Origin of the sequence: Microbacterium sp. LCT-H2 (assembly GCF_001866135.1) — a bacterium.
Taxonomy (GTDB): domain Bacteria; phylum Actinomycetota; class Actinomycetes; order Actinomycetales; family Microbacteriaceae; genus Microbacterium.
In genome coordinates this window covers 806,222-832,730 of sequence record NZ_MODW01000001.1, presented here as the reverse complement: position 1 = coordinate 832,730, position 26,509 = coordinate 806,222, and the positions used below count along the sequence as shown (strand labels likewise).

Below are 26,509 nucleotides of genomic sequence, written 5' to 3'. Positions count from 1 at the left end.
CATGAGGAAACGATCGGGCGCCTTCGTGCTCGGATTGCTGCTCGCCCTCGGTGCCGTCGTCGCTGCGGCCCCCGCGACCGCTGCGACGGGAGCGGCGACCATCGTCGACGCGAACACCGGCAGGTTCACGCTGCCGGACGGCACGGTCGCCACGGCGACACTGTCGGGTGGCTCGCGCATCTTCGGGGGCGAGGGCAAGACGCTGAGCTCTTGGAGCGGCACGGACGCGATGTACGCCCCCGGCGTCTCGGCGAAGGACCTCGCGACGCTCAACGTGCATTCGAAGGCGAACTGCGGCACGGCGTCGCGGTGCGGTGAGGGGCAGCTCACGATCACGTTCGACCGCCCCGTCGACGACCCCGCCATCCACATCGCCGAGTTCGGCGCCGGGACCGGAGGTACCGGGATCGCCATCGCGGACGGCATGCGCTTCGCCTCCGCCGACGGCGGCGCCACCCGCGCGGTCGTCTCCGACGGCGCGACCTTCGTGGATGGAGGCGACGGGTACGTCCGTGGCGACCTCCGCATCTCCTGCACCGCGGCCTCGCGCCCCGGGGGCTGCGGAAGCTTCACCGTCCCGGGCACCCAGATCACGCGCATCGTCTTCGACGTCGCCCGCTTCGCCCTCGGCGGCACGCAGACGACCGCGACCGACGGCTACGCGCTCGGGATCACGGCCACCGCCACACCGGACCCGAAGCTCGCCGGTCTCTCGATCGCGAAGGTCGTCGACAAGGCGGCCGCCGCGCCCGGCGACACCCTCGACTACACCCTCACCGTCCGGAACTCCGGCGAGGCGGACGCCGGGCAGGTGCCCGTGACCGACACCCTTCCCACCGGGCTGCGTGATGTGACGGCCGATCAGGGCGGCGTCGTCGCGGACGGCACGGTCACGTGGACGATCGACTCCCTCCCCGCCGGCGGCACGAGCACGCTGCACGTCCGCGGGACGGTCGATCGCGCGGGTGCGGGCAGCACGCTCGTCAATCGCGCCGTGGTGAAGAACCCCGCCGATGCCGCGGCCGAGACGCCCGCACCCACGTCGGCGACGCCGTGTGCGGACGACGCGGGTGCCGCTTGCGCTGCCACGACGGTCGCCGCCCTGCCGGCGTTGTCGCTCGCGAAGACGGTCGACAAGCAGGTCGCCGGCCACGACGAGGTGCTGACGTACACCCTCGTCGTCGCCAACGCCGGCACGGGTCCGGCGACCGACGTCCCGGTGACCGACCTCCTGCCGCCTGCCCTGACCGCGGTCTCGGCCGATCAGGGCGGCGTGGTCGCCGACGGGACCGTCCGCTGGACCCTGCCCGAGGTGCCCGCCGGGGGCGAGGTCGCGCTGCACGTGACCGGAACGACCCCGGGAGGCCGGGACGAGGCGCAGCTCCTCAACCGCGCCACCGTGCAGAACCCTGCGGATGCGCCCGCCGGGACTCCGGCGCCGACGGTGACCACGCCGTGCCCCGACGACCCGCGGCAGGCGTGCGCCCTGACCGCGGTGGCCGCGCTCGCCTCGCTCGAGATCGACAAGACGGTCGCGCAATCCGCGGCGGTCGCCGGATCCATCCTCGACTACACGATCACCGTGTCGAACGTCGGCCCCGGCACCGCGGCCCAGATCCCCGTCGTCGACGACCTCCCGGACGGCGCACGGTTCATCGCCGCCTCGGCCGGGGGCGTCGCCGTGCAGGACCGCGTGGGCTGGGTGGTGCCGGAGCTCGGACCAGGGGAGTCTGCCACGATGACCCTGCGTGCCCAGCTGCCGCGCGACGCGGAGGGCACCATCGTCAACCGCGCCACCGTGGCCTACGACGAGTCGATGATCGCCGGTCTGCGGGCGGCAGCGGTCCAGGCCGGGATCGCCGTCCCGGGCGATCTGTCCGGCCTCCCCGCGCTGCCGCCGCTGTCGGCGGCGCACGCCTGCGCGGACGACGCGCAGTGGTCGTGCGCGGCGACCGTCGTCCGTGCCCCTGCGGCCGCAGGGCTCGCCCAGACCGGCGGCACGCCGCTCTCCGTCCTCCCCGCGATCGCGCTGCTGGCAGGTGGGGCTCTGCTCCTCATCGTCTCCGCGCGTCGCGCGACCCACCGATAACCACTGATCGCGTCAGCCACGGGGGACCTCCCTCCGGGGGCTGATCGAGGTACCCAGAAATGCACTTCTCACAGTCCACTTCGTCCGTTCCGCTGCCGAAAGGCTCCGTCATGATCGTCTTCGGGACCCGTCCCGAGATCATCAAGCTCGCCCCCCTCGTCCGGGAGTTGGGAGACGCCGCCTTCGTCGTCCATACCGGTCAGCACTACGACCCGGGGATGTCCCGGGTGTTCCTCCGAGCCTGCGGGATCGAGCGGGTCGACCTCCAGCTGCACGTCGGAGGTCTCCCGCGGGCCGCCCAGATCGGCCGCGCCGCCGAGCAGATCGCCGAGGCCATCACGCGCTTCGAGCCGGGGTACGTCGTCGTCCAGGGGGACACGAACGCCACCTTCGCCGCCGCTCTGGCCGCGAACGCCGCCGGAGTCCGCCTCGGGCACGTCGAAGCAGGACTCCGGGCGAACGATCGCCGGATGCCAGAGGAACACAACAGGGTGATGGTCGACCACATCGCCGACGACCTGTTCGCGGCGACCGAGGCGAACCGCGCCAACCTCCTCGCCGAGGGCATCGATGATGCGCGCATCCTGGTCACCGGCAACCCGGTGGTGGAGGCGGTGCGTGCGCAGCGCGCCGGGGCGGAGGGCGATGCCGAGGCGCTCGCCGAGCTCGGACTGACTCCCGCAGGCTACGTCCTCGCGACCGTGCACCGACAGGAGAACGTGGACACCCCGGAGAACCTCCTGGCCACGCTCCGTGCGTTCAATGCCATCGCGGCATCGGGGTGGCCCGTCGTGTTCCCGGTGCACCCGCGCACCAGGGCGATGCTCACCACGCTGGACGCCACGCATCTCCTGGACGCGCTGATCGCCGAGGAGCCGCTCCCCTACGAGCGGTTCCTCGCGCTCGCCGCGCATGCCGCCCTACTGGTCTCCGACTCCGGAGGCATCCAGGAGGAGGCGACGGTGATCGGGCGCCCCGTCCTCGTCGTCCGGGACTCGACCGAGCGCCCCGAGGCGCTGGGCTCCTTCACGCAGCTGGTCTCACCGCAGGAGCTCGCCGCTGCGGCAGCCACCCTGCTGGATGCGGTGGAGCCGACCCTCGCCCGACTCGCCACCGTGCCGTCGCCCTTCGGTGACGGCCAGGCCACTGCGCGCATCGCGGCGCACATCCGCACCACCGTCGTCCCGTCCCGCACCGAGGAGTCCTGATGTACAGCAACGCCCTGACCACCCCGCTCGCCACGGTCGGCGCCCTTGCCGCCACCGGGCCGGAATCCATGACGACCGTGGTCATGGCGGCGGGGATCGCGGTGACCGTGGGGGCGGGACTGCTCCTGCGCACCCGCCTGCTGCGACGATCGTCGCCGGCTCCTCGCCCGATCCGCCGATCCGTCGCACCGGAAGAGGACCCCGTGCAGGGGAGGACTCCCTGATGTTCCCGGTGCTCAACGCGTTCACGGTCCTGCTCGGCGTCGCGTTCGTCACGTACGTCCTGTTCATCCTCATCCCCTATCTGCGTTATCCGAAGACCGTTCCCGGTGACCCGGCGCACTTCGAATGGCACTTCTTCATCCCGTGTCGGGACGAGGAGGCGGTCATCGACACCACCGTGTCGCGGGCGCGGCGGGACTTCCCCGGGGCCCACGTCTGGGTGATCGACGACGACAGCGAGGATGCCACGGCGGCGATCGTCACGCGCTGGGCCGATGCCGACGAGCACGTGCATCTCGTCCAGCGACGGCGGCCCGAGGCGCGGACCGGCAAGGGCGACGCTCTCAACGCCGCCTACCATCAGCTCCTCGCCTGGCTTCCCGCCGACGCCGATCATGATCGGATCGTCGTCGTCGTCATCGACGCGGACGGCGAGATGGAACCCAACGCCCTCGAGATCTGCGCGGCCGACGACATCTTCGGCGACGAGAGCGTGGGGGCGGCGCAGATCGCGGTGTGGATGAAGAATCGCGACGACCCGAAGCCGTACCCGCACGGTGGTCGGTTCGCCAACATGTTTGCGCGGTTCCTGCTGCGGATGCAGGATCTCGAGTTCCGCACCACGATCGCCGCGATGCAGTCGCTGCGAGCCAAGACGGGGACGGTCGGGCTGGGAGGCAACGGGCAGTTCACCCGGCTCTCCGTGCTCGACGCGATCGGCGACACGTTCGGCGAACCGTGGCACGGCGCCCTGCTCGAGGACTACGAGCTGGGCGTGCACGTCGTGCTGGCGGGCTACCAGGTCCGCCACGTCTACGACACGCACGTGAACCAGGAGGCGCTTCCGTCGATCCGCCGCCTGCTCACCCAGCGCACCCGGTGGGCACAGGGGAACATCCAGTGCGTCAAGTACATCCGCGAGGTGGTGAAGTCGCCGTACGTCGACAACGCCGGGGTCATCGAGACGGTGTACTACCTCGTGCTGCCGTTCCTCCAGATGCTCGGCGGACTTTCGTTCCTCATCCTGTTCGGAGCTCAGGTCGGGTACTGGGTGCAGCAGCCGGAGCTCTTCCGGGTCGCGCTCGGCGACACCCTCGGCGTCCTCGGGCTGCTGTTCGCCTTCTCCGTCGCCCCGTTCGCCGTCTGGGGGTTCGTCTACAAGATCCGCTGCGAACCCCAGGCGAGCTGGTTGACGGCGCTGGGGTGGGGGCTCGGGGTGTGGCTCTACGTCTACTACATGTACATCTGCATCGCGCGGGCGTTCCTGCGCATCGTCCGGGGCAAGAACGGCTGGGCCAAGACACGCCGCAATGCGGAGGCCCACGTCGTCGTCAACGGATCCGTCGCCGTGGAGGCCTGATGACCACCGTCACCGAAACCCTGCCCCTGCTCCGCGCCCGTCGGCTGGATCGGGTGTCGCCGCCGAACCGTGCCGCGCGCGTGGTCGTGGCGCTGCTGATGCTCGCGGCGGGGGGAGCGCTCCTGGCGGTCAACACCACCTTCCGCGCCATCGAGGCGGTCGTCGCGACGTGGTTGCTCTCGCCGTTCGTCGAGGGTCAGCGTGCAGCGATCGGCGAGCACTACCTCGTGTGGACCCCGACCGGAGACCTGATCGCCCTGCAGGTCACGGTCGAGTGCACGACGCTGCTGATCGGACTCCCGCTCACGGCCGTCGCGGCGGTGATCCTCGCCTTCACCCGCGTGCGGTGGAGCCGGCTCTTCGGCGGGCTCGCGGCGATGTGGGGCATCGTCTTCGCGGTCAACATGCTGCGGCTCGTGCTGATCGGCTGGGCCACGCAGACCTGGGGCCTCGATCCCGGATACAAGGTGAGTCACGTCTTCGTGGGATCGCTCGTCGGCGTGCTCGGCTACGTCGTGGGACTCGTCGTGATGCTCCTCATCATCGGCGTCCGCGCACCGCAGCGCCGGTATTCCCGCCGCGCACGGGCGTAATCGTCCGTCATCGTCTCTGTCTCATCCGCGGCGAAGCACTCTGCTCGTCGTGTCCACATCAAGAAGAGAGGCTCATCATGAAGAGCATCCTCAAGACCGCATGCAGCGCCGGCGTCGGCCTGCTGATCGTCGGGGGCTCGATCCTCGGCGCGCAGGGGGCCATGGCCGCCGACGAGCCGGACTCCCCGAGCACCACGTCCAGCGGCGGGGTCTCCTCGGTCCGCAGCACGGAAGACCTCGACGGTCAGGTCTCGACGCGCGGCTACCTGGGTCGAGCCACCCAGACGGCCGCGACGGGCGTGACGCCGGGATCGGAGATCAAGGAAGGCGCGATCGTGCAGCTCGTCAACGACGAGCAGATCGACGGCGTCTACAAGGTGATCCTGCCGGTGCCGGAGCACACGACCTTCGTGTCGGCGACCAGTGGAGGCCAGCTCATCGGCAGCAATGTCGTCTGGACCTTCAACGTCGCGCACGACGGCGGCACCAGAGCCGTCACGCCGATGGCGACGTTCACCGTCGACGCCGACTACTGGGGTCCGCAGATCACCAACAACGCCACGGTGCTCTACACCGGTGGTGTCTTCACCGACGACCACCGCTTCACGTACAACTACAGCCACAGCTTCGCCGAGCGTGCTGCGGTGCCGGTGGCCGATCCGACCGTCGGACTCGCGGGGGCCGGGGTGATCGCGGTCGGAGCCGCGGGCGCGTTTGCACTGCGCCGTCGTTCCTCGGCGACCCGGTGACGGGCGCCGGACAGAGACGGAGGACGAGAGACCTGTGAAGAAGACATCCTTTCTTCGGGGTGCGCTGACCGTGGGGGTGCTCACCGCTCTGGCGGCGGGCGCCCTCGCGGGCGCCCCCGCCGCCTCGGCCGCCGACGTCAACGGCTGGAGCGGATCGGGAGACACCCGTACCGCGTCGGCCGCCGGCGCCACGGCCCGCATCACCACCACCGACAAGGTGCAGATCAAGAGCTCGGGGAACGTGGTCAACCTCGCCACGGTCCGCGACGGCGGAGAGCTCGGGCTCAACGTCATCGGCCTCAACGAGGGATACCCCTGCAAGAACGGCATCGAGTGCGTCCGCGGGAACGTCGTGATCGACTTCGGACAGAAGGTGACGAACCCGAAGATCACCCTCGCCAACCTCGGCGGTGACGTCTACTCCCTCGGCGGCGTGGTGCAGAGTTCGGCGAAGTACACGCTGAAGACCTCCGGGGTGAGCCTGCGCGCTGTGAGCGGGAACCTCGATGTGACATCGAACACGATCACCTCGACCTCCTTCGCCGCCAAGACCGGCACGGTCCAGGTCACCGGCACGGTCTCGAAGGTCGAGTTCCAGCTCAGCATGCGCTCGAAGGGCGCGTTCCTCGGACTCGTGCCGACGTGGACGAAGGTGCCGAGCGACCTGCACAGCATCGACATCGATGTGGACAAGCCCACGGCGCCCGCGCTGACGGTGGACAAGAACGACCACCGCGACTCGGCCGTGATCGGCGACCAGCTCTCGTACGACATCGTGGTGCGCAACACCGGCACCGGTGCGGCGAGCAACGTCGTCGTCAGCGACGACCTGCCTGCCGGGCTCACCGGGATCACCGCGGCGTACACCGCCGGCACGACCGGGACGGTCTCGATCACCGGGCAGCGCGTCCAGGGGACCATCCCGTCGCTCGCTCCCGGGGCGTCCTCGACGATCACCGTGAAGGCCACCGTCGGCGACGCGACGCCGATCGGGAACCTGCGCAACAACGCGTGCGCCGTGGCGACCTCCACGAACCAGGCGTGCGACTGGGACGACACCACCATCACGAAGAAGACGACGCCGGTGCTGACCATCAGCAAGGACGACGGTCAGGGTGATGTGAAGCTCGGCCAGAACCTGACGTACGACATCGTCGTGCGGAACACCGGAGACGGCGCAGCCACGAACGTCGTGGTCAGCGACCCGCTCCCGGCCGGTCTCGACTTCGTCTCGGGCAGCGGCCCGTCGGGAGTGACGGTGAGTGCCTCCGGGCGCACCGTGACCGCCAACCTCGGCACGCTGGCGGCCGGGCAGTCGGTCACGCTGAAGGTGAATGCCACGGTCAACCAGTCGGCGCCTCCCGGGGCGCTGACCAACCAGGCCTGCGTGGTCGCCGGGAACGCCGCGAACGTGTGCGCGACCGACACCGACACCGTCAAGCGCGAGTTCTTCCAGTACACGTTCAACTCGAACCCGACCGACCCGCAGCCCGGGCAGGTCGTGACGTACCGGCTGGAGTACGGCAACAACGGCAACGTCGACTCGGCGAACGCGGAGATCGCGTACGCGCTGGCCGGCATCCTCGATGATTCCAGCTGGAACCCGTCGAGCGTGACCGCCGATCGCGGCACCGTCACCGTGAGCGGCGACAGCATCGACTGGAAGGGACCCCTCGCCTCGGGTGAGACGGTCGTGATCACCTTCACCGGTGTCTGGAACGGGAACGGCGACGGCTTCGCCTTCCCCGACGTCACCTACTACGGCAGCGCGCGCTAGCCGGAACTCAGGCGGACGCGCGGGTGCAGGCCCCTCCTCTGGAGGTGGCCTGTGCTCGCGCGTCCGCCTGTTTCCGCGTGTGGCGGGTCAGTCGCGGTCGGCGCGACTGATGAGGTCCATCAGCTCGTCGAGCGTGTCGACGTCGATGACCTCGGTGCCGTCGGGCTCGCGCACCTCGATGCCGTCGACCTCCAGCTCCTCATCGAGCTGCACCAGGATGCGCGACTCCGGGAACTGCTTGGGGGCGACGAACGCCAGCAGCACGGCATCCGCGAACACGACGACCGACGTGGCCTCGAGGTCGTCCCGCAGGTCGATCTGTTCGACGACGGGCTCGTCGTGCACCGCATCCTCGATGTCGAGCGCGACCTCCTCGACGATCGCCCGCCAGCGCTTCTCGCTCATCGAGAGCACGCGCGCGATGGCCGCGACGAGCTCGTCCGGATCCAGGTCCTCCGCGCTCTCGTCGCCCTCCAGTTCGGGGTCGACGTTCACGGTCACGACGGTGCCGGCGGCATCCAGGCTCGCCCGACCGTAGACGAGACCGTTCTCGGACACGGGGTCTTCGAGCAGACCGCTCTCGACGATGCGGGACAGGAGGAGATCGAGCGCCATGCTTCCAGTCTCGCGCATCTCGCCCGCCGCGGCCCCTGGTTCTTTCGCGACCCGGATCGGGACCGCGCGTAACGGAACGCCCCCACCCGCCTCTTGTTCACCGGACCATCCCGACTCGACGGCCCCCGGCCGCGTTCGAAAGGCAGGCTGCTGTGACCCGTCGTCCCCTCTCCCGCGGCATCGGCGTGGCGCTCGCCGTCGGTGCCGCTCTCGCCCTGGCGATCCCGTCATCCGTGCTTCCGGCGGCCGCTGAGGTCGCCCCCGACGCCCCGGCCCTGAACTGGGTCGTGAACACCGCCCCCGGCGGCCCGAGCGAGGAGACGCTGCGCGCGGCCATCGCCGATGCGGGAGGGACGCTGCTGATCTCGTACCCGGAGATCGGGGTCACCGTCGTCCGGGCGCCCGAAGGGGCGTTCGCGACGCAGCTCCGCGCTCAGCCGTGGGTGCAGTCCGTCGGCCCCACCCGCACGTCGACCGCGCCGGACCGTCTCCCGGAGCCCGCGGCGTCGGCGGCGGGGGGCACGGAGGAGCCCGAGGCCATGCCCGCGGAGGGCACCGCGTGGGACACCGTCGCCGTCGGCGCGACGACCCCCGGCGGAGCCGGAGTCGTCGTCGGGGTGGCGGACAACGGCATCGACGCCGGGCATCCCGACCTCGCCGACCGCATCGACCCCGCACTCTCCGTCGGCTGCGGGATCAACGGCGTCCCTGACACCCGGCCCGTCGCATGGCAGCCGGCCGCAGGGCTCGTCGGAGCCCACGGCACCCATGTGGCAGGGAGCATCGCCGGCGCCGCGAACGGCTCCGGGATCCGCGGCATCGCCCCGGATGCGCGCGTCGCCGCCATCAAGGTCGACAACCAGGCAGGGCACATCTACCCCGAGGCCAGCATCTGCGCGACGATGTGGGCGGTCCGACACGACATCCCCGTCGTGAACCACAGCTACTACGTGGACCCCTGGTACGTCTGGTGCGCCGGTGAGGAGACACAGTCCGCCGCCCTGGAGGCCCTCCGCCGCACGTACGCCTATGCGCACGAGCAGGGCGTGGTCAGCGTCGCCGCCGTGGGCAACGAGGCGCAGGACCTCGCCACCATGACCACGGACGTCCTCAGCCCAGACGACGGCGCACCGGAACCGCGCCCCGTCGACTCCTCCTGCCTGAAGGCCCCCGCCGGACTGCCGGACGTGATCTCCGTCGCCGCCGCCGATCAGGACGAGACCAGCGGCACCGTCGTCATGGCCGGATTCTCCAACTACGGAGCGGGCAAGGTGACCGTCACCGCGCCCGGTGTGGTCTGGTCCGCGGTGCCTCGCCAGGATGACGGCTCGATCTACGCTCTGTTCCCCGGTACATCCATGGCCTCGCCGCACGTCGCGGGGCTCGCTGCTCGCATGCTCGCCGCCGACCCGACGCTCACTCCCGACGAGGTCACGCGTCGCATCAGGGCCACGGCCGACGGCGTCGCCGACGAGGGACCGGATCGGGTGGGCGCCGGACTCATGGACGCCGACATCGGCGCCTCCGTCCCCGCCGTCGGGGTCTACTCCCGCGTGGCGCTCACCGGGCAGTCCTTTCGGGTGACCGGCAGCGGACATCCGCCGCGGAGCACCGTCGAGCTCCGCGTAGGCACCGCCACCATGCCGGTGCAGACCGACGCGCAGGGACGGTTCGCGACCGTGTTCCCCCTCCCCGCGGATGCTCCAGCCGGGCCGAGCACCCTGATCGCCGGCGAGGCCAGTGCCCCCATCGTCATCCGCACCTCCCCGGCCACGCCGACCATCCTCACCCCGAAGACCGGGGCCACGGTCACCGCGACCACGACGACCATCTCCGGTACCGGCGTCCCGGGCTCCCGGGTCCGGGTGCACGTGCGCGACCGGGAGCTGACGCCGTTCCTGCGGTTCGTGACTGTGCGCGACGACGGCACCTGGACCGTCAACGCGCCGCTGACGCAGGGGACCTACGAGGTCGTGGCCAGGACGATCGTGGGCAGCGACACCTCGGCCACCACTGCGCCGGTCCGGTTCTCGGTGCACACGAAGTCGGCGATCGGCTACTCGGTCGAGCTCTCCCCGCAGCCCGGGGCTCCGCACGACACGCTCATCCTCCTCGATCTCGCGAATGCGGGGGCGGCGGGCGGACGAGCGGTCGTCGACATCGATCTGACGACTTTCGGGGACGTCGAGGTCCCGGTGCCGTCGGTGGGCGAGGTCGAGCGGACGGCCCGCGGGCTGCGGTGGACCCTCACGCTGGACTCGGCGGAGAAGGCCCAGCTGCAGATCCCCGCGGCCTCCGGCGACGTGCCGGCCTTCCCCGTGATCGCCGTGCGGTGAGACAGGCGGCCACGCCGGTTCAGGCGCTTTCCGGAAGCGATTGCCTGAACCGGCGTGACCGCCTGCGCGTCAGAGCCACCTCTTGTACTTGAACACCCCATAGAGCCCGACCGCGAACGCGGCCATCGCCCCGATCGCCATCGGATAGCCGAACGTCCAGTGCAGCTCGGGCATCACGTCGAAGTTCATGCCGTAGACGGTGCCGACGAGCGTGGGTGCGAAGATGATGGCCGCCCACGAGGAGATCTTCTTGATCTCGTCGTTCTGGGCGAGCCCGGCCTCCGAGTGCCGGCGTGCGACGAGCGCCGACTGCACCGTCAGGGCATTCTCCAAGATCGCGCGGAACGAGTCGACGCGCTCGTTCACGCGGATCGTGTGGTCGAGCACGTCCCGGAGGGAGCGCTGCAGCTCCTCGTCGATGCGGTACTTCTCCGACCCGCGGCGCAGCCATTCCAGCATGCCGCTCAGGGGGTGCACCGCGCGCTGGAAGTTGATGACCTCGCGGGAGAGCTCGTAGATGCGGCGGGAGAGGGCGTCGTCGTCGCTGTCGCCGAAGAGCTGGTCCTCGATCTCGTCGATGTCGTTCTCCAGGCCCGCCACCACGGGCTCGTACTCGTCCACGACCTCGTCGAGGATCGCGTAGAAGACCGCTTCCGGTCCCATCGCGAGCAGCTCCGGGTTGGCCTCCATCCGGCGGCGGACCGCGGCGAGGTTCGGCGACTCCGCGTGGCGGATCGTCACCACGAAGTCGGGGCCGATGAACAGGTGCAGCTCACCGAACTCGATCGACTCCTCCTTGTCGCGGTAGCGGGCGGGGCGCAGCACGGCGAAGAGTGTGTCGCCGTAACGCTCCACCTTCGAGCGCTGATGCCCCGAGAGCGCGTCCTCGACGGCGAGCGGATGCAGATCGAACTCGCGGGCGACGGAGGCGACCTCTTCCGGACTCGGTCGGTACAGGCCGATCCACGCGATCCCGCCGGCGGCGTCCAGCATCCGGTAGGTCTCGTCCAGGTTCTTCGGGGTCTCCACGCGACGTCCGTGGACGTACACGCCGTTGTCGATGAGCGCCATGATGCGGCTCCGTTCTCGCGGGCGCACGGAGACGCGTGTCTCGCGTGCGGGTTCGTCAGGGGGCGGGAGACGCCGCCGATGACTGCGAGGCGAGAGGCACGGACGCGGAGCAGGAGCTCAACGCGTGGGTGCCGGGAAGCGCGACGCAGCGAGGGCGGCGCCGTTACTATCGTCGGACATCGCCATCACCGCCTTTCCGTGCTTCTCCGGGGGCCAGCTTACCCCTCCGTTTCGAATCGCCCGAATGGCCCCATTCCGGCCGCAGATGCCGCCAAGTGCGCGATTCGAAAGGTCAGGGGACGATCGCGTCGATGTAGCCGCCGTCGACCCGGACCGCGGCGCCCGTCGTCGCCGAGGCGAGCGGGGACGCGAGGTAGGCGACCATGCTCGCGATCTCCTCCGGTTCGATGAGCCGCTGGAGCAGGGACTGGGGGCGGTGCACGCGCATGAACTCGCGCTGGGCCTCCTCCCACGACAGCTGCGGATCCACGAGCGAGTACACGAAGTCCTCCACTCCGCCGGTGTGGGTCGGCCCCGCGAGCACCGAGTTCACCGTCACGCCCGTGCCGGCCGCCTCTTTCGCGAAGCCCCGGGAGACGGCGAGCAGCGCGGTCTTCGACATCCCGTAGTGGATCATCTCCGCGGGGATCACGACCGCCGAGTCGCTGGCGATGTCGAGTACCCGACCCCAGCCGCGCTCCGTCATGCCGGGCAGGGTCGCGCGGATGAGCCGGACGGCGGCGAGCACGTTCACGTCGAAGTACCGGCGCCACTCGTCGTCGGAGATGTCGAGCGCGGGGGTCGCCCCGAAGATGCCGAGGTTGTTGACGAGGATGTCGACGTCTCCGGTGGCGGCGAGCACGCGGGCGGCGCCGTCCTCCGTGGTGACGTCACCCGGCGCGGCGACGAGGCCTCTGTCCGGATTCTCCTCCTGCAGCGCGGCGATGACCGACGACACCGTCTCGGGACTCCGGCCGTTGACGGCGACCCGTGCTCCCGCGTCGGCCAGGGTCGTGGCGATGGTGAGTCCGATGCCCTGGGTGGATCCCGTGACGAGGGCGGTCTTCCCGGCGAGGTCGATGCGCATGATGTCTCCTCCGTGTCGCTGCGGCCCCGGCTACAACGCCCGTCGCGTCGGTTTCATGCCCGCGCGCTCTCCTGCCATGGAAGGGGCCGGGAGTCGGGCGTGCGCGCACGGTCCGCGTGTGGAAGGCCCGAGTCTCGGACATGCCGTCTCCGTGCGGGACGGGAAACGGGCCCGGGACAGGAGCGGGAGGCGCAGGTTTGATCCTGCACCGCGGGACGCGGCGCGTGCGGGATGGGAAACGCGCCGGGGGTGAGCCGGGGAGGTGCTCTTCTGATCCCGCACCGTGGCGGGGGTGGGCGGACGGGCGAGGACGCACCCGGGACAGCGGGCCTGGCTTCGAGACCGCGTGCGGGACGGGAAACGGGCCTCGATGGACGGAAGTGGGGGCGTTTTTGATCTCAGGAGGTGGGTGCCCGGCGCGGGGGCGTGGGCGCGGGGGCGTGGGTGCGGGACGGGAAAGGTGCCGGGGGAGACGGGAGTGGGAACGTTTTCGATCCCGCACGGAGGGGGAGGAGGGTGGCGGGGGCGGGGGTCAGAGGGGGATGGGGGTGCCGGCGCGGGAGGCGGACTCCTGCGCGGCCTTCACGATCTCGACGGTGCGGATGCCGACACCGGCGTCGGGCTGAGGCTGACGGCCCGCGCGGACAGCCTGCACGAACTCCTCGAGCAGCAGGGCGTCGAGGTCGGCCCCGACCGGGGTCCAGGTCTCGCCGTGGGCATCGTGTCCGGCCACGCCCTTCGCGAAGGGGCTCACGGTCACGGTCCCGCGCTCGGCCACGACCTCGAGGGTGAGGCCGCCCCAGGTCGGCGAGCTCAGCGGCCAGCTCCACGAGCAGTCGATCGTGGCGATCACGCCGCTCGGGTACTGGATCGTCACGAGGCCCCCGGTCTCGACCGCGAGGTCGCGCTCGGCGTGCAGGATGCTGTTCGACACCGCGCGGACGGTCTGCGCCCGCTCACCCAGGAGATCGTCGAGGAGGTCGGCGCAGTGCACGACGTGGTCGACCAGGGCACCCCCGCCGGCGAGGGCGGGATCGGTGAACCAGGCCCGGTCCTGCGGGAGCTTGCCGTTGTTGATGCCGGTGACGCCGAGGATCTTCCCGAGGCGTCCGCTGCGCAGCTCGGCGACGGCATCGCGCACCGCGGGGGAGAAGCGCACCGGGTACGCCACCATGAGCAGCACGCCCGCCCGGTCGCAGGCGTCGCGCATCGCGATCGCGTCCTCGACCGTCGTCGCCAGCGGCTTCTCGCACAGCACGTGCACGCCGGCCGCGGCAGCCTGCTCGACGAGGGCGCGGTGACGGGAGTTCTCGGCGGCCACCACGACCGCGTCCGGACCCCAGGCGAAGGCCTCGTCGTAGGTCTCCACATAGGCCACCCCGAGTTCCGCGGCCAGGGCGGCACCGCGCGGAGCGTCGTCCGGGGCGGAGGCGCCGTCGGGATCGGCGGCGATCAGCTCGACATCGGGCATCTGCTGCAGCGCGTGCACGTAGCTGAGGGCGTGCGTGTGCGCGAAGGACAGCACGGCGATCCGCAGCGGACGGGGAGCGGTCATCGGGTGGCCTCCTCGGCGACGGCGACGGCGGGGGACGAAGCGGGGAGGGCGACCGGGGCTCCGGAGGCGATCGAGGCGTAGGCGGCCTCGGCGACCGCGACCGCCTGGATGCCGTCCTCCGGGGTGACGGCGGCCTCGCGTCCTTCCGCGATGGCGGCCACGAAGTCGGCGATCTCCGCGTAGTACGGGCTCTCCTCGGGTGACATCGGCGGCAGGTAGTCGGTCGCGCCCTCGACGAGCACGGCGTCGGTGCGCAGCGTGTGGTCCTCGGCGCTGTCGTAGCGCAGGCGCCCCTCGGATCCGGCGACCTCGACGCTCGTGCGGAACGGCATGCCGGGCTGCACCCAGCTCGCGTGCACGTGGCTGATGACCCCGTTGCGGTGGGTGAGCACGACATGCGCCGTGACCGGGGCGGGCACGCGGTCGTCGACCGTCGGCGGGTTCTGCACGGCGTAGACGCTGTCGACCGGCCCGGCGAACCACAGCGCCTGATCGATGTCGTGGATCATGAGGTCGCGGATGACGCCGCCGCCCGCCCGCTCCGAGAAGAACCAGGGGGCCTGCGGCGCGGCGCCCAGACGACGGAAGCGCTGCACGGCGGGGGTACCGATCTGCCCGGCGTCGATGCCGGCCTTGATCCGCGCGTACTCCCCCATGTAGCGCACGACGTGGGCGGGGAACAGCCGCACTCCCGCGGCGGCTGCGGCGGCGGTCACCTCGGCGGCGGCCTCCGCGGTCGCGGCGAGCGGCTTCTCGCAGATCACGTCGACCCCGCGGGCGATGGCCCGAAGGGCGAAGTCGGCGTGGGTGCTGCTCGGCGTGACGATGTCGACGACGTCGACCTGCTCCAGGAGTGCGTCGACGTCGGCCACGACCTCGAAGCCGTACTCGGCGGCGATCTCCTCCGCGCCCTCCTTCGAGGTGACGAAGCCCTGCACGCCGAGCGCCCGCCAGGCGTCGGCGTGCACGCGGGAGATCCCGCCCGCGCCGATGAGTCCGACCTTCAACGTGCTCACTGCTTCTCCTCGGGGTCGTCGCCGGCCGCGGGGTCGTGCGGCAGGGGGGTGATCGGTGGGGCGGGCATGTCCTCGATGCCGTAGATGTCGCCCGGATGCCGCTGGAACGCATGCACGACGGCGCCGTGGGCGGCCGCCTCCGCACCCAGCCGGGCCTCCGCGACGGGCACCTGGAACGGCAGTCCGAGGTGGCCGGGCAGGGCGGCGCGCAGGGGGTCGAGCAGCTGCTCGTGCGCGGCCGAGAGTCCGCCGCCGATCACGACCATGGCGGGGTCGACCGTCATGATCAGGGTCGCGATCCCATGGGCGAGCTCGTCGATGAAGCCGTCGAGCTCCTCCCGGGCGGCCTGCTCCCCGCTGCGCGCCAGGGCGAACACCTCGGCGGCCGTTGGGGCGGTGCGCCACGAGATCTGCCCGGTCTCGGTGTTCAGGCCCCGGAACGCGAGACGGCCGATGTCTCCCGCCGCGTTGTGGATGCCGCGTCGCGGACGGCCGCCGAGGATGAGTCCCATGGCGATGCGGTTGCCGACCGAGAGATAGATCACGTCGTCGACGAGCTGCGCGACGCCGAGGTGATGTTCCGCGACGGCCGCGAGCCGCACACCGTTGTCGACGGCCACGGGGCAGCCGAACGCCTGGCGCAGCTGCGAGCCGATGTCGATGCCGGACCACTCCGGGATGACGACCGAGGTGGTGACCCGCCCGTCGTCGTCGACGATGCCGGGCAGGGAGACGCCGATCGCCCGCAGGCCGGTCCGCGGCAGCGAGAGCGGGGCGAGCGTGCCCCGGACGTCGTCGATCACGGCGGCGAGCTTGGCCGGGCCGTCGGGTTGCTCCGCGACGCCGGGGAACGCCCGCTGGGCGATGACCACGCCCGCGAGGTCCGCGACGACGACCCGCACGCTCGCGACACCGATGTCCACGCCCACCACCACGCCGGCGGCGGCGTGGAAGGAGTAGCGGCGGGCCGGGCGTCCTGCGCCGCCGCCGTTCTGCGCCGGGGCGTCGACGAGGAGTCCGGAGTCGGAGAGCACCGCCACGGCGTTCTCGACGGAGGTGCGGGAGACCTCGAGCGACCGGGAGAGGTCGCTGACGGTCGTCGGTCCGGCGTCGCGCAGCCGGAGTGCGGACCGCGCCACGATCGAGAGCGTGCTGGTCGCGCCCATCGGGTCCCTCCTTCGTCTCCGCCGTTGGTGCGATCAAATTAGCACACCCGATTCTCAGATAGGGGATTGTTGTTCACGGCCGAGAAACACGGCCGAAACAAGCCTTTGAGAACTTGTGCTTGACGAATTATCCAAAGCCAATGTCATAATGAACCGTACTCAGCACGGTTTACGCAAAGGAGCACCATGCGCGTCAGCAAGATCACCGGCGTCGTCGCGGGAGTCGCGGCCGCCACCCTGTTGGCCGGATGTTCGGCCGGCGGAGGCAACACCGCAGAGGGCGAGCAGGACATCACGGTCTGGCTCTACCCCGTCATCGCCGACGAGGCGGTGCACAAGGACTTCTGGGACTCGACCATCGAGGCGTTCGAGAAGGAGAACGAGAACGTCACCGTGAAGTACGAGATCTTCCCGTGGGCGAACCGTGACGAGGCCCTGCAGACGGCGATCGCCGCCGGCAAGGGACCGGACGTCGTCTACCTCATCCCCGACCAGCTCGCGGCGTACCAGAAGTCGATCGCCCCGCTGAACGACCTGCTCAGCGAGGAGCGCCAGGGCGACCTGCTCCCCAACGTCAAGGAGTCGGTCACGCTCGGCGGCGACATCCTCGGCGCCCCGATCCTCACCAGCGCGCAGCCGCTCATCTGCAACGCGGCCGCGTTCGAGGCGGCCGGGGTGACCGAGTACCCGGAGACGTGGGACGACATCGCCGCGATGGCTCCGGCGTTCGTCGACAAGGGCATGTACGCCCTCAACTACCCGGCGTCGGCCGAGAACACCCTCAACCTCACCTACTACCCGCTGCTCTGGCAGGCCGGCGGCGAGGTCTACACCGAGGACGGCGAGGTCGGCTTCGACAGCAAGGCCGGCGAAGAGGCGCTCACCTTCCTGACCGACCTGGCCGAGGAGGGCGCACTCGACCCGGAGGCCCTCACCACCAACGTCCCGCTTGAGCAGACCGCCATCGCGCAGGGCAAGGTCGCCTGCACCTGGAACAACGCCGTGACCGAGGTCGCGCCGTTCTGGGGCGAGGAGAACGTCACGGTCCTCGCGCCGCTGACGGACAAGGAGTCCGTGGCCTACGGCACCGTCGGCTCGCTGTCCGTGCTCAAGGGCTCGAAGGCCCCCGAGGCCGCAGCCGCGTTCGCCGAGTTCGCGACCGGCGCCGACGTCGTCGAGCCGTACCTCAAGGCCGCCGGCTACTTCTCCGCGCTCAGCACCACCGAGCCGCTGTACGCCGACGACCCGCTCCTCGGCGAGGTCGAGAAGTACGTCCCCGACACCACGGTGGGCGAGCTCGACGCCAGCTCCCGTGCGCTCATGGGCGTGCTCTCGCCCGAGATCCAGGCCGCCCTGCTGGGCCAGAAGTCCCCGGCCGACGCCCTGAAGGACGCCGCGGCCGCCGCAGTCCCGCTGCTGCAGAAGTGACACCCCGGGGGCGTGCGGGTACCCGCCGCACGCCCCCTCTCTCCCGCCCCCCACGTGAGGAATCGACAATGACGACGGCCACCACGGCGCCGAAGCCCGCAGGGCGGGTCGCCCGGGTGCTCGCTCGACGGGAAGCGCGCGTCGCGTTCCTGTTCGTGCTCCCCGCCTTCCTGCTGTTCATCGCCTTCCGCTTCGGCCCGAGCATCGCGGGTGTGGCGCTGAGCTTCTTCGACTACGACATCTCCGGCGAGATCGCCTGGCGCGGCCTCGACCACTTCCAGCGCCTCGTCGCCGACCCGCTGTTCTGGCGGGCGCTGGGGACCACCCTCATCTACACGGTCTTCGCGGTGCCGATCGCGCTCGTGCTGTCGACGATCATGGCCCTCGGCGTGCGCCGCGCCTTCCGCGGCGCCCGGTTCTTCCGCTCGATCTTCTTCCTCCCCGTCATCACCTCGCTCGTGCTGGCCGGCTCGATCTTCGTCTGGATCTTCTCCGCCAACGGTCCCTGGTCCGCGCTGATGACCCCGCTCGGCCTCGGCGGCTCCTGGCTCGGCAGCACCGTGCTCGTGATCCCCGCCATCGTCGTCGTGGGCGTCTGGTCCCGGTTCGGCTACGGGATGATGATCCTCATCGCCGCCCTGCAGGACGTGCCGCGCGAGCTGGAGGAGGCGGCGCTGGTCGACGGCGCGAACGCCTGGCAGCGCTTCCGGTGGATCATCCTCCCGCACCTGCGCCCGACGTTCTTCTTCCTCGCGGTGATCGAGACGACGGCCGCCTTCCAGGTCTTCGACGTCATCTACGTGATGACCCAGGGCGGGCCGGCGAACGCGAGCTATTCGCTCGTCTACATGCTCTACGACCAGGGCTTCCGCTACTTCGACTACGGCTACGCGGCCGCGGTGGGCGTGGCCCTGTTCCTCATGACCCTCGTGGTCGCCCTCATCCAGCGCCTCGTGATCGGAAAGCAGAAATGACCGCCCTCCTGCAGCCGCCGACGCAGACGACCCCGCCCGCGACGCGTCCCGCCGCGCGGAAGCGCCGCTCATTCCGCGCGCTCGAGCCGACCGGCTGGGGCATCGCCGTCCGCTGGATCTGGCTGAGTCTCGCCGGCATCCTCAGCTTCTTCCCCTTCTACGCCATGGTCGTGCTGAGCCTGAAGCCGGGCATGCTCGTGGAGCTCCCCGGCTCGCTGCTCCCCTGGAACGACATCTCGTTCGAGGCGTACGAGCAGGTGCTCGCCGGGCAGAACATCCTCGTCTGGCTGTTCAACACGCTCGTCTACTCGCTCGTCTCGGTCGTGGCGGTGCTGTTCCTCTCCGCGCTCGCCGGCTACGCCTTCGCCAAGAAGCGCTTCCGCGGCAAGGAGGTCATGTTCTGGTCGTTCCTGGCGATGGTCATGGTGCCGTTCCACGTGACGCTGATCCCGACGTTCATCCTCATGGCGAACCTCGGCGGCATCGACACGTACTGGGGGCTCATCCTGCCGACGCTCGCGAACGCGCAGGCGGTCTTCCTCATGCGCCAGTTCATCCAGGGCCTGCCCGACGAGCTCTTCGAGGCCGCCCGCATCGACGGGGCCGGCGAGTTCCGCATCTTCCTGCGGATCGTGCTGCCGCTGTGCAAGCCGATCCTCGCGACGCTCGGGATCTTCGTCTTCCTCTGGCACTGGAACGACTTCCTCTGGCCGCTCATCATCGCCAAGTCCAACTCGATGTTCACCCTCACCGTGGGCATCTCGTCGCTGCAGCAGCAGGATGTGCCGCTCAGCACCATGCTCGCCGGCTCCGTCGTGGCGCTGCTGCCGATCTTCCTCGCGTACCTCATCGCTCAGCGGTACGTGCAGGAGGGCGTCACCGGCACCGGGATCAAGGGCTGAGAAGAAGGGAACCGCACGACCATGACGCAGTATGCTTTCGCCTCCGAGGCCGAGCTCGAGGAGGCGCTGGCCACCCCGAGCGACGGGCTCGTGGCCGACCTCGCCCAGGGCTCCGGAGACCTCGTGATCCTCGGCGCCGGCGGCAAGATGGGACCGACCCTGGCGATGCTCGCCCGGCGCGGCCTGGACGCCGCCGGCCGCACGGACGACGCCGTGTACGCGGTCTCCCGCTTCGGCGACGCCGCCATCCGCGAGCGCCTGGAGGCCGCGGGGGTGCGCGTCGTGCCGTTCGACCTCATCGAGAACGACGACCTCGCCGGTCTCCCCGATGCCCCGAACGTGGTGTTCATGGTGGGCGCGAAGTTCGGTGCCGCGACCAACGCCTCCTGGGCGTGGGAGGTCAACGCGGCTCTTCCCGACCGCATCGCCCGCCGCTACCGCGACAGCGCGATCTCGGTGCTCTCCACCGGGAACGTGTATCCGTTCGTCCCTGCCACCTCGGGCGGTGCCGCCGAGGAGACCACGCCCGCGCCGATCGGCGAGTACGCGCAGTCCTGCCTCGGTCGGGAGCGCGTGTTCGAGTTCGGGGCGCAGGAGCGCGGCACCAAGGTCGCGATCATCCGCCTGAACTACGCCGTCGACCTCCGCTACGGGGTGCTCGCCGACATCGGCAGCGCCGTGCACGCGGGGGAGCCGGTGTCCGTCGCCACCGCCAACGTCAACGTGATCTGGCAGGGCTACGCGAACGAGGTCGTGCTGCGGAGCCTGGTGCACGCCTCGACCGACCCCTTCGTGATCAACCTCACCGGTCCGGAGCTGCTCAGCGTCTCCTCGATCGCCCATCGTTTCGGCGAGCTGTTCGAGCGGGAGGTCGAGATCGTCGACGAGCCGCAGCCGACCGCGCTGCTCAGCGACGCCCGCCGCTGCATGGCCCTGTTCGGCTACCCGTCCGTCTCCGCCGAGGAGCTCATCCGCATGCAGGCAGGCTGGATCCGCGACGGGCTGCCGATGATCGCCAAGCCCACGAAGTGGGCCGTGCGGGACGGGAAGTTCTGATGACCGACGCCGCTTCGCACCCGGCGACCGTGCCGTCGCTGCGCCCTGAGGCCGCCGCGACCCTCGCCCGCGGTGCCGTGATCCCGGCCCATCCGCTCGCCCTCACCGCCGCGCGCACGCTCGACGAGCGGCGGCAGCGGGCGCTCTCCCGCTACTACCTCGACGCCGGGGCTGGCGGCCTCGCCGTCGGCGTGCACACGACGCAGTTCGAGATCCGCGACCCGGAGCACGCGCTCTTCGAGCCGGTGCTCGCGCTGGCCGCGGAGGAGATGGACGCCCGCGACGACGCGACCCTTGTGCGCATCGCCGGCGTGGCGGGCGACACGGCCCAGGCGGTCGCCGAGGCGGAGCTCGCCCGCTCCCTCGGCTACGACGCCGTGCTGGTGAGTCCCCGCGTCGCGGGTGCGGACGAGCGTGCCCTGCTCGACCGCGCCCGCGCCGTCGGCGAGGTGCTGCCGCTGGTCGGCTTCTACCTGCAGACCGCGATCGGCGGACCCGTGCTCGACCGCGAGTTCTGGCGCGAGTTCGCCGCGATCCCGTCCGTCGTCGCCGTGAAGGCCGCTCCCTTCGACCGCTACCGCACGCTGGAGCTCGTGCGGGGCGTGGCCGCCTCGGGGCGCGCCGACGAGATCGCGCTGTACACGGGCAACGACGACGCGATCGTCGCCGACCTGCTCTCCGAGTTCCACGTGCACTCCCCGTCCGGGCGGCGCACCCTCCGGTTCGTCGGCGGGCTGCTCGGTCAGTGGGCGGTCGGCACGCACGCGGCGGTCGCGCTGCTGGAGCGTGTGCACCGCGCCCTGGCGGGAGACGCGGAGGCGTACCGCGAGGTGGGACGCCGTGCCTCGGACATGGTGGACGTGAACCAGGCCGTGTTCGACCCGGGCAACGACTTCCACGGGGTCATCGCCGGGGTGCACGAGATGCTCCGCCAGCAGGGCCTCCTGGAAGGCATCTGGTGCCTCGACCCGGCCGAGGGCCTCTCCCCGGGACAGGCGGAGGAGATCGCCCGCGTCCGGCAGGCGTACCCGGAGCTCAACGACGACGCGTTCATCGCCGAGAACCTCGAGGCCTGGCTGCGATGACCGCCGGGACGAGCGCTCCGACCGTGGTCGCGGCATGCTCCGCGGAGCTGTTCGCCGAGTTCTTCTCGGCCGAGGACGCGGCCCGGCTGGAGACCGTCGCGGCGCGGCTCGGCGGGACGTTCGCGCGGGTGGACCGGCTCGCGGATGCGGTGCTCGACGAGGCGCGCGTCGTGGTGACGAGCTGGGGCGTGGGTCCTTTCGACCACGCGGTGCTCGCCACCCTTCCGAAGCTGGAGCTCATCGCGCACACCGGAGCCACGATCAAGCCCTTCGCGACCGACGCGCTCTTCGACCGCGGCGTGCGGGTGACGCAGGCCGGGGCGGGGATGGCCCGGTCGGTGGCGGAGGTGTCGCTGACGTTCACGCTCGCCCTGCTGCACCGGGTGCCGGAGATGCACGACGCGTTGCGCGCCGGCGACGGCTGGTGGGACGCGGAGGCCGTCGGGGTGCAGCACGAGATCCTCGGCGCTCCCGTCGCGGTCATCGGCGCCTCCCGGACCGGGCGGGCGTACCTCGACCTGCTCCGGGCGCTCGGCGCCGAGCCGCTGCTCGTCGACCCCACGCTCGACGCGGCCGAGGCGTCGTCCCTCGGTGCGGAGCTCGTGACGCTGGACGAGGCACTCCGCCGTGCGCAGATCGTCGCGGTGCACGCCCCCACCCTGCCGGAGACGCATCACCTCATCGGAGCGCGGGAACTCGCACTGATGCCGGACGGTGCCGGCCTGGTCAACACGGCGCGGTCCTGGCTGGTCGACGAGGCCGCCCTGCTCGCCGAGCTCCGTCGTGGCCGGTTGAGTGCCGCGATCGACGTGTTCGACGAGGAGCCGCTGTCCGCGGAGAGTCCCTTCCGCTCGGCACCGCGCGTGCTGCTCACCCCGCACCGTGCGGCAGGCACCAGGGAGGGCCGGCTGCGGCAGGGGCGCATCGTCGCCGACGAGCTCGACGCCTTCGCCGCGGGGCGCCCGCTCGTACACGCCGTCGACCGCGCCCAGCTCTCCTCGATGGCATGAGCGCCGTGGTCGTGCGGTCGGCGCGTGCGGAGGACCAGCCCGCTCTCGCGGCGCTGTGGGCGGCCGCCTTCACACCGCCCCTCGCGCCGGACCAGTGGCTCGTGGACGACGAGCGGCTGAGCCACACGCTCGTCGCGGAAGACGACGAGGGCGTGTGCGGGTCGATCTACGGCCTGCCGAAGCGCCTGCGGGAGTCGGGCGGCGGGGTGGCGCAGGTGCACGCGATCGGCAGCGTCGCGGTCGCCGAGCGGGCTCGTGGCCGGGGACTGGCCCGCCGACTCGTGGCCGCCACCCTGGACGCGGCGGGCGACGCCGACTGGGCCCTGCTGTTCACCGGAACTCCCGACGTGTACCGGTCGAGCGGCTTCACGACCTTCTCGATGCCCCGCACGATGGCCGGGCCGTGGGCGGCGTCGGCGACGGCCGTGGAGCCCGCCTCGGTCGCGCGCGAGTCCGTCGGACTCGGTGTCCTCGCCCCGCTCCGCGAGGTCTACGAGCGCTCCCGCACGGGTGTGGTCGTGCTCGCTCCGGTGCGCGGCGACCGCGACTGGACGATGGCGGAGGTGCGGCTGCGGGGCGCGACGCTGTACCGGGTCGCCGAGGCGCAGGCGACGGTCGGCTACGCGGTGGCGGAGGTGCGCGACGGCGTCGGGCTGCTGCACGAGAGCGCGACCGATCCCTCCGTGGCCGATCCGGACGCGGTGCGTCGCGTGGTGCTGGAGGCCGTGACCGCGGACTGGGCTGCGGCGGGCGTCCGCACCTGCGAGCTGGCCGTCCCCGCGCTCGCCGCGGAGGAGCGCGCCGTCCGCGCGTTCGCTCCGGCGGCCGTGCGGCAGGACGACCGCACCGGGATGATCCGCCCGCTGCGCCGCGAGGCCCGGGTGGACGGCATCCGCCACTTCACGGCGGGCGACTACTTCTGAGCATCCGCTCGGAGAGCGCTGGGGATCGGGGACTGATCGGTGACCGCGATCCGGCCGAGGGCCGGACGCCTGACCGCGGCGAGGACGCCGCAAGGAGGATGAGCATGACCCAGCTGGACACCACCACCGAGACCGCGGCGATGCGCAGTCGACGGATGCTGCTCGCCGGTTTCGGCGCCGCCGCCCTGGGCGGGGTTGCCGCGATCGGCGCCCCCGCCGCGGCTCAGGCCGCCGGACCCGTCGTGCCGCAGGAGTCGTCGGGCTCGAAGAACGTCGCGCACGGAGGCGTCGCCACCGCCCTCGCGACACGCAAGGGCAAGGACGGCGACCTCGTGCGCACGAGCGGCTACGCGACCCCCGGCGACGGCGGTGACGGGCTCTACCGCTTCGTGAAGAAGGACGCCCCCGCGGCCAACGGCGGCACGGTGCTCGCGGGGCCGAAGGGCGGCGCCTGGGTGCTCGTGCACGACGGCACGGTCGACTTCCGGAAGTTCGGCATCATGGACGCCTCCGCGCCCGCGGACGACGCGCTCGACGCGATGGTGGGCGACGCCGGGGTGCGGCGCGTGGAGGCGCACACCGACCTCAACTTCGTCCGCCGCCACAAGTTCTCCCGGTCGAACATCGCGTTCGACTTCGGGAATCACCTCATGACGACCGAGGGCATCGAGAACGCCGGGAAGGACGACCCCTTCGCGGCCGTCATGTTCTTCCGTGGCGAGGTGACCGACGCGGTGCAGGAGGCGAAGCTCGGCGAGGACGTGCCCGACCTCGCCGACATCTTCCCCGTCGCCGACTCGTCGTTCTTCGCGGTCGGGGAGTGGTACGCCGCCGAGGTCAACGCGCTGTCCGGTCGCTGGGAGCGCGAGCTGCAGCGGCTGGTCCAGGTGACCCAGATCGTCGACGGTCGGCACATCCGCGTGAACTACAAGAACGGCTGGCCGCTCGGCAAGGACCGCACGATGACGTGGCGGCACGTGAAGCCGGTGCAGGACGTGACCGTGTCGAACCTCAAGTTCCTCGGCAAAGGGACGGACGAGTACACCGGGTCGCACCCGCTGGCCTTCGAGTACGCGGTGCGCTGCGACGTGGACCACATCGACGGCACGGCGACCTTCTGGCCCCTGATCCAGCGCCGGTGGAACACGTACTTCACCACGGAGAGCTGCACGCTGAAGAACCCGACCTCCGTCACGTGGGGTGGAGCCGGCTACCTGACGCAGCAGATCTACTGCCTGTACGGGTATGTCGCGAACTGCCACACCGCCAACGCCCGGCACCTCAACGACTTCACCGCGAGCGCCTACTGCCTCGTGGAGAACTGCCACGGCGACGGCGACGACCAGGGTCCCTTCGTCACCCACGGCCAGTACGAGCACGACCTCACCTACACGGGCAACTCCGGTCTCATGACGTTCGCGAACTCCGGGGCGGCGTGGGGCTCGGCGGCCAAGCGCATCACCGTCCGCAAGCACGTGTGCTCGTGGTTCGTGGCGCGGGTGCGCATCACCGACCTGACGCTGGAGGACGTGCAGGTGATCGGCAAGCCCTCGCTCACGGGCTCCGGGATGCTGTGGATCAACGCGGACGGTGCGCAGCTGCGCGGCTGCACCGCCTCGGACACGCTCGTCATCACCCAGGCCTCCGACAACTCCGCCCGGCCGACCGTGATCGCCGACTCGCACTTCACGTTCGTCGCTCCCGGCGAGCTCACCAACGCGACGGTGAAGACGCCCGTGACCTTCGTCGACACGGTGCTCGACCGCGTCGGCGGCATGAAGATCAACGGGCCTGGAGCGGTCACCTTCCGCGGCTCGACCCTCAGCGCGGCGGACGACGCCGCCCCTATCGCCTCCGCGACGGGGAAGCTGCGTGTCGAAGGCTCCACGCTCCGCAACGCCCGCATCGCGGCAGCATCGAAGGACCGTCAGGTCGTCGAGATCGCGGGTTCCGAGGTGTCGGCGAAGGGCGGGACGACGGTGTCGCGGTCGGGCGCCGGGGAGCTGCACCTGACGCTCGCCGACAGCACCTTCCGGGCGGAGGGATCGACCACGCACGTCGCCGTGACGAGCGGCGCGACCCACTATCGCGCGGTCGGCAACCGGTTCGAGGGCGGCGCCCTGGAGCTCCGCGACGACGCGTTCGGGTCCGGCTCGACGCTGCTGCACACCGGCAACGTGGAGGCCGGCGTCACCCGCACGGCGTTCCCCGGCGAGGGCGACCGCGTCGTCGACACCGCCAACCTCGTCGTCGGCTGATCCTCCCGGGCACGACTTCGGAGCTGCGG

Annotated in this window: 22 protein-coding genes; 16 read left to right on the top strand and 6 right to left on the bottom strand. The window is 71.1% G+C overall.

Going from position 1 to position 26,509, the window contains the following annotated elements; translation table 11 throughout:
* The first annotated feature begins 1 nt into the window (after position 1).
* From BK819_RS03895 to BK819_RS03865, 7 genes are all read left to right on the top strand, one after another.
* Entirely contained in the window at positions 2 to 2,089 is a 2,088-nt protein-coding gene (locus BK819_RS03895) for a DUF11 domain-containing protein (protein WP_071327939.1), read from the top strand.
* 110 nt (positions 2,090 to 2,199) lie between these two features.
* Entirely contained in the window at positions 2,200 to 3,297 is a 1,098-nt protein-coding gene (gene wecB, locus BK819_RS03890) for a non-hydrolyzing UDP-N-acetylglucosamine 2-epimerase (protein WP_256209361.1), read from the top strand.
* Entirely contained in the window at positions 3,297 to 3,521 is a 225-nt protein-coding gene (locus tag BK819_RS03885) for an LPXTG cell wall anchor domain-containing protein (RefSeq protein WP_071327937.1), read from the top strand. Before wecB ends, BK819_RS03885 begins: the two co-directional genes overlap by 1 nt.
* Positions 3,521 to 4,879: a glycosyltransferase family 2 protein gene (locus BK819_RS03880; protein WP_071327936.1), complete on the top strand. Its 1,359-nt coding sequence runs from the start codon at positions 3,521 to 3,523 to the stop codon at positions 4,877 to 4,879. The genes BK819_RS03885 and BK819_RS03880 overlap by 1 nt, the downstream gene beginning before the upstream one ends.
* The gene (locus BK819_RS03875) at positions 4,879 to 5,472 is read left to right on the top strand and encodes an exosortase/archaeosortase family protein (RefSeq protein WP_071327935.1); all 594 of its coding nucleotides are present in this window, start codon (positions 4,879 to 4,881) and stop codon (positions 5,470 to 5,472) included. The genes BK819_RS03880 and BK819_RS03875 overlap by 1 nt, the downstream gene beginning before the upstream one ends.
* A gap of 77 nt (positions 5,473 to 5,549) precedes the next feature.
* Positions 5,550 to 6,221: a hypothetical protein gene (locus tag BK819_RS03870; RefSeq protein WP_071327934.1), complete on the top strand. Its 672-nt coding sequence runs from the start codon at positions 5,550 to 5,552 to the stop codon at positions 6,219 to 6,221.
* Between the two features lie 34 nt (positions 6,222 to 6,255).
* Positions 6,256 to 7,998, top strand: a complete 1,743-nt coding sequence (locus BK819_RS03865; RefSeq protein WP_071327933.1) for an isopeptide-forming domain-containing fimbrial protein — start codon at positions 6,256 to 6,258, stop codon at positions 7,996 to 7,998.
* 87 nt (positions 7,999 to 8,085) lie between these two features.
* Here BK819_RS03865 and BK819_RS03860 read toward each other — a convergent pair whose 3' ends face one another.
* Positions 8,086 to 8,613: a cytochrome C5 gene (locus BK819_RS03860; protein WP_071327932.1), complete on the bottom strand. Its 528-nt coding sequence runs from the start codon at positions 8,611 to 8,613 to the stop codon at positions 8,086 to 8,088.
* Positions 8,614 to 8,765: 152 nt separating this feature from the next.
* Between BK819_RS03860 and BK819_RS03855 the strand changes: the two genes are divergently transcribed.
* Complete coding sequence (locus tag BK819_RS03855) at positions 8,766 to 10,949, top strand: S8 family serine peptidase (RefSeq protein ID WP_071327931.1); 2,184 nt, start codon at positions 8,766 to 8,768, stop codon at positions 10,947 to 10,949.
* A 69-nt stretch (positions 10,950 to 11,018) separates the two neighbouring features.
* Here the strand turns inward: BK819_RS03855 and corA are convergent, their stop codons facing one another.
* The 5 genes from corA to BK819_RS03830 form a co-directional block, all read right to left on the bottom strand.
* Positions 11,019 to 12,020 carry a magnesium/cobalt transporter CorA gene (gene corA / locus BK819_RS03850; protein WP_071327930.1) on the bottom strand — a complete coding sequence of 334 codons (1,002 nt, stop codon included), beginning with the start codon at positions 12,018 to 12,020 and terminating at the stop codon, positions 11,019 to 11,021.
* Between the two features lie 292 nt (positions 12,021 to 12,312).
* Positions 12,313 to 13,107 carry an SDR family NAD(P)-dependent oxidoreductase gene (locus BK819_RS03845; protein ID WP_071327929.1) on the bottom strand — a complete coding sequence of 265 codons (795 nt, stop codon included), beginning with the start codon at positions 13,105 to 13,107 and terminating at the stop codon, positions 12,313 to 12,315.
* 532 nt (positions 13,108 to 13,639) lie between these two features.
* Positions 13,640 to 14,662 carry a Gfo/Idh/MocA family protein gene (locus tag BK819_RS03840; RefSeq protein WP_071327928.1) on the bottom strand — a complete coding sequence of 341 codons (1,023 nt, stop codon included), beginning with the start codon at positions 14,660 to 14,662 and terminating at the stop codon, positions 13,640 to 13,642.
* On the bottom strand, positions 14,659 to 15,678 hold the full coding sequence (locus tag BK819_RS03835; RefSeq protein WP_071327927.1) for a Gfo/Idh/MocA family protein: 1,020 nt from the start codon (positions 15,676 to 15,678) through the stop codon (positions 14,659 to 14,661). The genes BK819_RS03840 and BK819_RS03835 overlap by 4 nt, the downstream gene beginning before the upstream one ends.
* A complete protein-coding gene (locus tag BK819_RS03830) occupies positions 15,675 to 16,844 on the bottom strand; it encodes an ROK family transcriptional regulator (RefSeq protein ID WP_071327926.1) in 1,170 nt (389 codons plus the stop codon). Before BK819_RS03830 ends, BK819_RS03835 begins: the two co-directional genes overlap by 4 nt.
* 186 nt (positions 16,845 to 17,030) lie before the next feature.
* On the opposite strand from BK819_RS03830, the gene BK819_RS03825 reads away from it, so the two are divergent.
* The 8 genes from BK819_RS03825 (at position 17,031) to BK819_RS03790 (ending at position 26,480) form a co-directional block, all read left to right on the top strand.
* Positions 17,031 to 18,272 carry an ABC transporter substrate-binding protein gene (locus tag BK819_RS03825; RefSeq protein WP_071327925.1) on the top strand — a complete coding sequence of 414 codons (1,242 nt, stop codon included), beginning with the start codon at positions 17,031 to 17,033 and terminating at the stop codon, positions 18,270 to 18,272.
* Positions 18,273 to 18,340: 68 nt separating this feature from the next.
* Positions 18,341 to 19,246: a carbohydrate ABC transporter permease gene (locus BK819_RS03820; RefSeq protein WP_062633348.1), complete on the top strand. Its 906-nt coding sequence runs from the start codon at positions 18,341 to 18,343 to the stop codon at positions 19,244 to 19,246.
* Positions 19,243 to 20,148, top strand: a complete 906-nt coding sequence (locus BK819_RS03815; RefSeq protein WP_060923532.1) for a carbohydrate ABC transporter permease — start codon at positions 19,243 to 19,245, stop codon at positions 20,146 to 20,148. The genes BK819_RS03820 and BK819_RS03815 overlap by 4 nt, the downstream gene beginning before the upstream one ends.
* A 21-nt stretch (positions 20,149 to 20,169) precedes the next feature.
* Positions 20,170 to 21,204 carry an NAD(P)-dependent oxidoreductase gene (locus BK819_RS03810; protein ID WP_025104150.1) on the top strand — a complete coding sequence of 345 codons (1,035 nt, stop codon included), beginning with the start codon at positions 20,170 to 20,172 and terminating at the stop codon, positions 21,202 to 21,204.
* Positions 21,204 to 22,289, top strand: coding sequence for a dihydrodipicolinate synthase family protein (locus tag BK819_RS03805; protein WP_071327924.1), 1,086 nt, complete (start codon positions 21,204 to 21,206; stop codon positions 22,287 to 22,289). Before BK819_RS03810 ends, BK819_RS03805 begins: the two co-directional genes overlap by 1 nt.
* Entirely contained in the window at positions 22,286 to 23,299 is a 1,014-nt protein-coding gene (locus BK819_RS03800; protein ID WP_071327923.1) for a hydroxyacid dehydrogenase, read from the top strand. The genes BK819_RS03805 and BK819_RS03800 overlap by 4 nt, the downstream gene beginning before the upstream one ends.
* Positions 23,296 to 24,222, top strand: a complete 927-nt coding sequence (locus BK819_RS03795; RefSeq protein WP_071327922.1) for a GNAT family N-acetyltransferase — start codon at positions 23,296 to 23,298, stop codon at positions 24,220 to 24,222. Before BK819_RS03800 ends, BK819_RS03795 begins: the two co-directional genes overlap by 4 nt.
* A gap of 104 nt (positions 24,223 to 24,326) precedes the next feature.
* On the top strand, positions 24,327 to 26,480 hold the full coding sequence (locus BK819_RS03790; protein ID WP_083391644.1) for a peptidase C14: 2,154 nt from the start codon (positions 24,327 to 24,329) through the stop codon (positions 26,478 to 26,480).
* Positions 26,481 to 26,509 lie beyond the last annotated feature (29 nt).

Coding starts and splice junctions, on each gene's coding strand:
- BK819_RS03790 (WP_083391644.1), top strand. CDS start 24,327: ATGACCCAGCTGGACACCACCACCGAGACCGCGGCGATGCGCAGTCGA.
- BK819_RS03805 (WP_071327924.1), top strand. CDS start 21,204: ATGACCGACGCCGCTTCGCACCCGGCGACCGTGCCGTCGCTGCGCCCT.
- BK819_RS03840 (WP_071327928.1), bottom strand. CDS start 14,662: ATGACCGCTCCCCGTCCGCTGCGGATCGCCGTGCTGTCCTTCGCGCAC.
- BK819_RS03875 (WP_071327935.1), top strand. CDS start 4,879: ATGACCACCGTCACCGAAACCCTGCCCCTGCTCCGCGCCCGTCGGCTG.
- BK819_RS03800 (WP_071327923.1), top strand. CDS start 22,286: ATGACCGCCGGGACGAGCGCTCCGACCGTGGTCGCGGCATGCTCCGCG.
- BK819_RS03895 (WP_071327939.1), top strand. CDS start 2: ATGAGGAAACGATCGGGCGCCTTCGTGCTCGGATTGCTGCTCGCCCTC.
- BK819_RS03825 (WP_071327925.1), top strand. CDS start 17,031: ATGCGCGTCAGCAAGATCACCGGCGTCGTCGCGGGAGTCGCGGCCGCC.
- BK819_RS03870 (WP_071327934.1), top strand. CDS start 5,550: ATGAAGAGCATCCTCAAGACCGCATGCAGCGCCGGCGTCGGCCTGCTG.
- BK819_RS03795 (WP_071327922.1), top strand. CDS start 23,296: ATGAGCGCCGTGGTCGTGCGGTCGGCGCGTGCGGAGGACCAGCCCGCT.
- BK819_RS03860 (WP_071327932.1), bottom strand. CDS start 8,613: ATGGCGCTCGATCTCCTCCTGTCCCGCATCGTCGAGAGCGGTCTGCTC.
- BK819_RS03830 (WP_071327926.1), bottom strand. CDS start 16,844: ATGGGCGCGACCAGCACGCTCTCGATCGTGGCGCGGTCCGCACTCCGG.
- BK819_RS03845 (WP_071327929.1), bottom strand. CDS start 13,107: ATGCGCATCGACCTCGCCGGGAAGACCGCCCTCGTCACGGGATCCACC.
- BK819_RS03810 (WP_025104150.1), top strand. CDS start 20,170: ATGACGCAGTATGCTTTCGCCTCCGAGGCCGAGCTCGAGGAGGCGCTG.
- BK819_RS03880 (WP_071327936.1), top strand. CDS start 3,521: ATGTTCCCGGTGCTCAACGCGTTCACGGTCCTGCTCGGCGTCGCGTTC.
- BK819_RS03815 (WP_060923532.1), top strand. CDS start 19,243: ATGACCGCCCTCCTGCAGCCGCCGACGCAGACGACCCCGCCCGCGACG.
- corA (WP_071327930.1), bottom strand. CDS start 12,020: ATGGCGCTCATCGACAACGGCGTGTACGTCCACGGACGTCGCGTGGAG.
- BK819_RS03820 (WP_062633348.1), top strand. CDS start 18,341: ATGACGACGGCCACCACGGCGCCGAAGCCCGCAGGGCGGGTCGCCCGG.
- wecB (WP_256209361.1), top strand. CDS start 2,200: ATGATCGTCTTCGGGACCCGTCCCGAGATCATCAAGCTCGCCCCCCTC.
- BK819_RS03885 (WP_071327937.1), top strand. CDS start 3,297: ATGTACAGCAACGCCCTGACCACCCCGCTCGCCACGGTCGGCGCCCTT.